Origin of the sequence: Coprococcus sp. AF21-14LB (assembly GCF_003458885.1) — a bacterium.
Taxonomy (GTDB): domain Bacteria; phylum Bacillota; class Clostridia; order Lachnospirales; family Lachnospiraceae; genus UBA9414.
Genome location: NZ_QRVX01000072.1, coordinates 1 through 8,683, shown reverse-complemented (window position 1 = coordinate 8,683; position 8,683 = coordinate 1). Strand labels below are relative to the sequence as shown.

The window sequence follows — 8,683 nt, the reverse complement described above, 5'->3', positions numbered from 1 at the left end:
TTGTCGTTAGCCATCTTTTTCTCTTTTTACGAAAAAGTTTCAGGGGCAGATTTGACTCATGTGAGTCAATCTGCCCCTGTTTGGAACTATCTATTTCCCGACAGCCCGCCATCTGCTCACAGCCGTCCGGCAGTTTTTATATTTACTTGTATTCGAAACTTGCACACTGTGTCTGACCGCATTCACAGGCGCTGCTTCCTTCCACGCTGATTTTTCCTGCTTCGCATTTACAATCATGATTATAACAACATTCTTTTGCTTTGCAGTCAATCATTGCTGTCGGTGTTGCTTCTCCTGTTACATCGCTGTAAGTGTTTCCTTTTCGTTCTTCAAAACTTTTACAACAAGTATCTGCCGCATTTTTTGCAGTATCACCGCCAACTTTAATCGTATCTAATGCACAATAGTTCTGTTTATTGTGCAGACAAGTCTGTACTGTACATCTTAATTCTGGCATAATCCTATCTCCTTTTTTCATTATTTTCTCTGATAGTATTTGCCCGATATCTTAAAATTATTCCATTTCAAAAAAATTAATTATATGCCCTGAAATGAAAAAGTAAATTCCAGCTTCTTATCTGTCGGTATACAATACTCCGGATGTGTCGGATATCCCCAGCTATTATCTCCAGCAATACCCATCTGCATCTTGGATACTCGCACTACAGTGTAATGTACTTCCGGAAGCTCAAATGGATGAGCGGCATTTTCCAGTTCATGCGGTGTATATGGAAGCGCAGAGAAATTCATCTCATCACTTGTAAACAGAATTCCCCGGCCTTTGCGGTTTGTCACTTTCGCACAACGAACACCTGTCTTATTCCCACATTCCTGCGGCACAATATATTTTGCCATGTTGTCACATACTTTATTTTTATAAATACCAAGCTTTGCACCATGCTTGCGGTCTTCATAAGTCTCTGCCGGTCCATTTCCATACCATTCCACATATTCATAATCTGCATCAAATTTAAAAATAACACCAAATTCAGGCATGTCACCAAGCTCTTTTACCGGAACATAACTAAGCGTTGTCTTAATTCTTCCATCGCCAAATACTTCATAAGACAAATCGCATGTTGCCGTCGGCATCGTTGGAAGTACATAAGTAAACGTAATTACAGCGCTGTTCTCCTTCTCTTCCAATCGTGGTTTATAAGTCTTCTTCTGCAAATAATCACGATGTGACAGATAAAGACTCGCAATTTTCCATTGTGCATAGCGAATTGGCATATAATTTCCGTAATCATTATCAACAGGAGCTCTCCAAAAGTTTGGTTTTGGAATTGCCTCAATCATTTCTACACCGCCATAACGGTATGATACAAGACCTCCATCCAAAACTGAAAAAAGAACATCAAATGTCTCTCCACGCACACCTATATTAAAGTCACCATCAATTACTTCTACTGGACATGTACATTTCTTTTCTTCTTCTGCAACCGTATATACACCTTGCCCAAAGGCAACTTCATGACCTTTTTTCGCCCACAGGGTATCTTCTTTTAACAAAAATGAAACTGTGATAACATATTCACCCGGACGACTTTCCGGCGCTGCCGGAAGAGTATATGTCTTTTCAGATAGCGGTGCAGTATCCGTTTCCATTGAATAACGTTTGATTTCTCTTCCATTCCTCTGAACCGTCACAATACAGTCAAACGTATTCGTATTGACAAACAGATTTTTGTTAATTACTGTTACCTGTTCTTTTTCTACCTTTGCAGAAATATTTTGATAATTAAACTTCACTTCCTGCATTTTCGGAGAAATATCTCGTTCTCCTCCATAAACAATCCCATTCGCACTAAAACGATAGTTTGTTGGACGATCTCCGAAATCTCCACCATAAGCCTGGAATTCTTTTCCATAACGATCTTTTTTGTAAAGAGTCTGATCGATATAATCCCAGATAAAACCTCCCTGATATAATGGTTCTTCCTCTGTCAAATCTGTATATTTGTGCATTGCGCCACAGGAATTACCCATTGCATGTGTATATTCACAGGAAATAAACGGTTTACTCCGGTCATTTGCCAGATATTCTTTAATTCTTGCCACAGGAATATACATCTGGCTCTCAATATCACTTGTATCATTATAACGACGGTCATACATGACACCTTCATAATGGACAAGCCGGTTCGGATCATGCTCTCGCAGAAATTGAGACATATCAAATATATTCCGGCCGCCAAATGATTCATTTCCACAAGACCAGATGAGAATACAAGGATGGTTCTTATCTCTTTGATACATAGAATTGACACGGTCAATCATCATATCATGCCATTCTGGCCGGTCTCCCGGAACGATTTCTTCGATTTTCTTTTCATGCCGCCCGGAATCATTCCACAAACCATGAGATTCCAGATTTGCTTCGTCAATAAGATAAAATCCATATTCATCACAAAGCTGATAGATTAATGATGCATCCGGATAATGACATGTACGAATTGCATTGATATTGTGCTGCTTCATTGTCATCAAATCTTTTCTTAGCTCATCTTCTGACACATAGCGTCCTGTAACAGAACTGAACTCATGGCGGTTGACTCCTTTAAACACAATACGTTTTCCATTCAGCTGCATAATTCCATCTTTCAGTTCAAAACGGCGAAAACCAACTTTATGGAGAATTACTTCACCCTTTTCTCCTTCTTTTCCAAATACTTCCAGCAAAAGATCATAAAGCGCCGGAGTTTCTGCACTCCAAAGCTCTGGCTGTTTCACAGAAATCTCAAAATGGCTATTTTCTTTCAGAGCCAACTCTTCCTCGTAAAAAATATCATTCTGCTTCTTCAATGTCAGTTTTACACATCCGCAGGCAGATGCTTTTAAATCAACCGTCAGCACTGCATTCTCATATGCATCATCAAGAAGTGTACGCACATCCATATCCCATATATGAATATCCGGAATGGTAAATAAATACACATCCCTGAAAATTCCTGAAAACCGATAAAAGTCCTGATCCTCGCACCAGCTTCCGCTTGTCCACTTAAATACCTGTACTGCCAGTTTATTCTCTCCTTCTTTCACATAGTCTGTCAATTCAAATTCTGAAGGAGTGAACGTATCTTCACTATATCCTACAAACTTTCCGTTCATCCAAAGTGCCAACCCACTTTCCGCACCTTGAAAAGAAATAAATAAACGTTTTCCTTTCATCTGCTCTGGAACATGAAAATATTTCACATAGCTTGCAACCGGATTGAAACGCTCCGGAATCTCTCCCGGCTTTTTCTCTTCTCGTCCATCCCATGGATATTGGGAATCAACATACTGAGGCTTATCATACCCCTCTAATTGGATATGCGCAGGAACACGGATATCATCCCATGCTCTGCAGTCATAATCTTCCTGTTCAAAGCCTTTCACTGTGTTGGCATAGTTTTTTGCATAATGAAACTTCCAGAACCCATTCAGATTATACCGAAATTCATTTTCCCGGATTTCCAATGCTTCTTTACTGCCATAATATACATGATCTGAATGTGCATTCATTCTGCTGACAGCAAATATTTCCGGATTCTTTACTATTCCATAATCAAACTGACTCATCTCATTTCCTCCTTTATATTTATTTTATGAATCACATTTTGATTGCATTGTTATAAAACTTCTTCCCGATGGAGAAGCATTTTCTCTGCTTTTTTCTGCCATGCACCTGAATAATATCGCACTGCACCTACAAGCGCTGCACAAACCCATGTGAATGGTGAAACAAGCCATAAACCAAAATGTCCGAACCATTTTGGAAGAAGCATTGCACATCCGATTCGTGTCACAACTTCACTCAATCCCATAAGCAGTGTAACAGGAATATCTCCAGATGCTCTTAAAATATTGTGATAAATAACAAGCACACCCCCTGCAATAAAAAACAGACTAAACATTTTCATATACTCTGTTCCATAGCAGATCGCATCTGTATTTCCTGTAAATTGTCTCATAATTTTGTCTGCAGTAAAAAAGACGATCGGACAAAATATTCCATAACAGACAATATTCATCACATATGCCGAGGTAACACCCTTTCTTACCCGATCGAATTGCTTCGCTCCTACATTTTGTCCCGCAAATGTTCCCAATGCACTTCCAATCGCATCTGCAATCTGAAACCCAAGTCCTTCTACCTTTGTACATACTCCATAAGCTACAATCATAGCTGTGCCATATGTATTCACAACCGCCTGCAGAGTCATATCTGAAATAGAAATAATACTCATCTGAAACCCGGTCGGTACACCATAAATTAATATCTGTTTTGCAATTTCACGATCGCACTGGAACATTCCACGCTCTGGTTTTAAAAACGGAAATAACCTCCATGCGTACAGGCAGCATGCAATTCCGGAAAATAATTGTGCCAACACCGTCGCAAGCGCTGCGCCTGCTGTCCCAAGCGGAATCCATGCTACAAATACAATATCTAAAAAAAATGTTCAAAACACTGGAAATAATCAAAAATATAAACGGAACAAATGAATTACCAAGCGAACGCAATACCGCCGCGATCCAGTTGTAAAGCATTGTTGATGTCCCACCTAAATAAATAATCATCAAATACGATGTTGCTGCTTCCAGCAATTCTTCCGATGTTTGCATCAGTTTCAAAGTCGGAACTGCTGTCAATACACCTACGATTGTAATCAACAATGCAAAACCAAACGCTACAAATGCAGAAGAGGTAAATGTCGCTTTCACTTTCTGCTGATTCCCAGAACCATAATATTGTGAAATTACAACATTTACCCCTGTTGTTAATCCCATCATAAGTGAAAACAGCAGATACATAACAACTCCTGAAATGCTAACTGCAGCAAGCGCCTGATCTCCCAGATATTTTCCAACAATATACACATCAGCAAAGTTATACACCCGCTGACACAGCATACCTAATAGTACCGGCAAGGCAAACGTACTCATTTGTCTTAAAATCGGTCCCTTCGTCATATCTACTGTTTTCCCGCTCATAACAAGATCCTCTGATATTCTATATGATATAACTAACTTGATTTATTTTTCTTCTACTTTTCTGATCGCTCTTTTGGCAATCTCTTCTTTCACTGCATCTACAAACTCACTGAGTGTTTTCTGACCTTCATCCCCGGCAAATCTGCTTCTGACTGCAACTAAGCCTTCTTCCTCTTCTTTTGCACCGACAACAAGCATATACGGAATCTTATTCATCTGTGCCTCGCGGATTTTGTATCCGATTTTTTCTGCTCTTGTATCAATCTCTGCACGGATTCCGGCTTCTTTTAATTCTGCCAGAACTTTTTCGCCGTATTCCAGATATTTGTCAGAAATAGGAAGTACTTTTACCTGTACCGGAGATAACCATGTCGGGAATGCTCCTGCAAAATGCTCAATCAGAATACCGATGAAACGTTCGATAGAGCCAAATGCAACACGATGGATCATAATCGGTCTGTGTTTTTCTCCGTCTGCTCCAATATATTCCAGTTCAAATCGAAGCGGAAGCTGGAAGTCAAGCTGAATTGTTCCACACTGCCATGTTCTTCCAAGACAATCCTCCAAATGGAAATCAATCTTAGGACCGTAGAATGCGCCGTCGCCTTCATTTACCACATAATCAAGCCCAAGTTCTTCCAGAGCATTACGAAGTGCCTCTGTTGCCACTTCCCAGTCTTCATCGCTTCCCATGCTGTCTTCCGGACGTGTAGATAGCTCCACATGATACTTAAATCCAAACAATGTATAAACTTCATTAATCAGTTTTGCTACACCTTTGATCTCATCTTTAATCTGCTCTGGTGTCATGAAAATATGTGCATCATCCTGTGTAAAGCAACGCACACGCATCAGTCCGTGAAGCTGTCCTGATTTCTCATGACGGTGAACCAGTCCAAGTTCTCCCATGCGCAGCGGAAGATCTTTGTAGGAACGCGGCTCAGATTTGTATACAAGCACCCCACCCGGACAGTTCATTGGTTTGATTGCAAAATCTGTTTCATCAATCTCTGTTGTATACATATTATCTTTGTAGTGATCCCAGTGACCGGATGTCTCCCAAAGATGACGGCTCAGCATAATCGGTGTAGAAATCTCTACATAGCCTGCTTTATTATGAATCTCTCTCCAATAATCCAGTAGTGTATTCTTCAATACCATTCCCTTTGGCAGGAAGAATGGGAACCCAGGTCCTTCTTCTGTCATCATAAACAGACCAAGTTCTTTTCCAATCTTTCTGTGATCGCGTTTCTTTGCTTCCTCAATCATTGTCAGATATGCTTCTAAGTCAGCTTTCTTTGGATATGCTGTTCCGTAAATACGTGTCAGCATTTTATTCTTCTCACTTCCACGCCAGTAAGCGCCTGCAAGACTTGTCAGTTTCAGAGCCTTTACTGCTTTTGTATTCATTAGATGCGGTCCTGCACACAGATCCACAAATTCACCCTGCTGATAGAAACTGATGACTGCATCTTCCGGAAGATCCTGAATCAATTCTACTTTATATGGTTCATTTTTTTCTTCAAAATAAGCAATTGCTTCTTCTCTTGGTTTTGTAAAGCTTGTAATCGGAAGTGCTTCTTTTACAATCTTCTTCATCTCCGCTTCAATCTTCTCAAGATCCTCTGCTGTAAACGGTGTCTCTCTATCCAGATCATAGTAGAAACCATCTGCAACAGACGGTCCGATTGCGAGCTTTGTCTCAGGATAGAGACGTTTTACTGCCTGTGCAAGAATATGAGAAGCAGTATGTCTGAACGCACCCTGTCCCGCTTCATTCTGGAATGTGAGAATACTAAGCTCACAGTCTTCTGAAACTATCGTTCTCAGATCAACTATTTCCCCATTCACTTCTCCTGCTGTTGCATTTCTCGCAAGTCCTTCACTGATATCCTCTGCAATCTCAAGGACTGATCTTGGCTCTGCATATTCTCTGACAGATCCATCTTTTAAAGTAATCTTCATAACTTATTCCTCCACTTTTTCTTTCTTATTATCTTTTTCATCTATCTGAGGTTCTGCTGCTGTCTCCAACTTATCCGGTTCCTCAGTTTCTTCCGGTTCCATGCATGAAATAAATTTCTCATGGTATACCGGATAATTCTTCTTCAGAGATATCGGTTTCCCAAGTTCTGTCAGGAAACAGTGCGAAGTCTCTCCTTTACAGTGAATCATATTTGTTTTCTTGTTCACAACCTGATAGCTGATCACAAGCTTGATTCCATTATATTCTTTGATCGTCAGATCAATTCGGGCTGTATCGCCAAATTTCAACATCCGAAGATATTTTGCACTGGCTTCCAGCACCGGACAAAGAATCCCTTTCTTTTCCAATTCTTCATAAGGAAGACCAATCTGCCTCATAAAATCTGTTCTCGCTTCTTCAAACCAGCGAATATAATTTGAATGATGCACCACCTTCATCTGATCTGTCTCGTAATACTGTATCTGATGTTCATACGGACGAAGCTGCATGTCATTTCACTCCTTCATTTCCAAATAAAAAATCCCTTGCAATGAATCACTTCACTGCAAGGGACGAGTTGATATGGTAACTCGCGGTTCCACCCCGCTTGTACCAGTCTTCTGACTGGAACCACTTATTCTGATGATAACGGAATCACCGTGCAGTTTTGCTGCCGCTCAGAGGTAGTCTTCAGATGCTTCTGCGATAAAGAACTTCCAGCCAACGGTTCTTCTCTCTGGATCTTTTCACATCTTACTCGTCTCGTCATCGCTTTTCATATATGTTCCTATTATAACACGGCGACTTGATTTGTCAACGAACAAATTTGAATAATACTCGTTTCCCCTCTGCAAAAAACTCTCTTATCATATAGTTTGGCAATACAATTGGTTTTGTACTGGCTGCTAATCCATATACTTTTCCATATCCGACATTTTCTGCCAGTTTCATGGCACGGTAAATGTGAAAGTTATTCGTTACAATTCCTATTTTCTTCCCTCGCATCTCTCCAATGATCTTCTTACTGTTCACCAGATTCTCATAGGTAGATACTGATGCATCTTCAAGAAAAATGTCTTTTTCCGGCACCCCTCTCTTCTTCAGATATTCTGCCATAGCTTCTGCTTCACTGACTTCTTCGCCGGTTCCCTGTCCTCCCGACACAATAATCCTATTTGCCGAATGTGTGCTATAATAATCCAAAGCCCGGTCAAGCCGTCTGCGAAGTGCATCTGTCACCTTTTTCCCACGCACCTGAGCTCCCAACACAATCATCCAGTCAAGACTGTCCGGTTCCTGCTGTGCCATAGCTTTTATAATCTTTCCCTCTACAATCACAATAGCCGCCGCTGTCAAAATTCCAATACATCCAATAACCGCCCGAATGTATTCCGGCAAATATATCCACCCTCTTCCAAGCACCAAAAACATAGTACCAAGAAAAATCCAAAAAACTGAGAACGTCGCATTCCATCGTCTGGAAGAAATTACCATTACAAAATAATATATAAAACAAATACACCCAAGTAAAATCACATCTTTTCCTCCTAAAAATCGAGTAGGAGCTAATCATTAATTGATTAGCCGACCTCTCACACCACCTAGCATACCGTTCAGTACTAGGCGGTTCCTTAGTTTTCACAAACTACTAGATAATAGTCAAGCATGGATGTATAACCTAGCTTGGCTATTACTTTCTTTGAAAAGATTTGGTTCAAGACTTTCGCCATTCTCCAG

7 protein-coding genes and 1 other annotated feature are annotated in these 8,683 nt (G+C 40.4%); all 7 genes read right to left on the bottom strand.

Annotated features, from left to right (window positions below; translation table 11 throughout):
- Positions 1–142 precede the first annotated feature (142 nt).
- Positions 143–457 (bottom strand): DUF1540 domain-containing protein, encoded by a 315-nt coding sequence (locus tag DWX73_RS12195; protein WP_118349013.1) that lies wholly within the window; start codon positions 455–457, stop codon positions 143–145.
- Between the two features lie 80 nt (positions 458–537).
- Complete coding sequence (locus DWX73_RS12190; protein WP_118349012.1) at positions 538–3,564, bottom strand: glycoside hydrolase family 2 TIM barrel-domain containing protein; 3,027 nt, start codon at positions 3,562–3,564, stop codon at positions 538–540.
- Positions 3,565–3,614: 50 nt separating this feature from the next.
- Positions 3,615–4,379, bottom strand: a complete 765-nt coding sequence (locus DWX73_RS12185; protein WP_147334790.1) for an MATE family efflux transporter — start codon at positions 4,377–4,379, stop codon at positions 3,615–3,617.
- A complete protein-coding gene (locus DWX73_RS12180; RefSeq protein WP_118349010.1) occupies positions 4,279–4,980 on the bottom strand; it encodes an MATE family efflux transporter in 702 nt (233 codons plus the stop codon). Before DWX73_RS12180 ends, DWX73_RS12185 begins: the two co-directional genes overlap by 101 nt.
- A 42-nt stretch (positions 4,981–5,022) precedes the next feature.
- Positions 5,023–6,945: a threonine--tRNA ligase gene (gene thrS, locus DWX73_RS12175; RefSeq protein ID WP_118349009.1), complete on the bottom strand. Its 1,923-nt coding sequence runs from the start codon at positions 6,943–6,945 to the stop codon at positions 5,023–5,025.
- A 3-nt stretch (positions 6,946–6,948) separates the two neighbouring features.
- Positions 6,949–7,455 (bottom strand): acyl-CoA thioesterase, encoded by a 507-nt coding sequence (locus tag DWX73_RS12170; protein ID WP_118349008.1) that lies wholly within the window; start codon positions 7,453–7,455, stop codon positions 6,949–6,951.
- 56 nt (positions 7,456–7,511) lie between these two features.
- Positions 7,512–7,724: a binding site (T-box leader), on the bottom strand.
- A gap of 35 nt (positions 7,725–7,759) precedes the next feature.
- On the bottom strand, positions 7,760–8,482 hold the full coding sequence (locus DWX73_RS12165; protein WP_118349007.1) for a YdcF family protein: 723 nt from the start codon (positions 8,480–8,482) through the stop codon (positions 7,760–7,762).
- Positions 8,483–8,683: the final 201 nt, after the last annotated feature.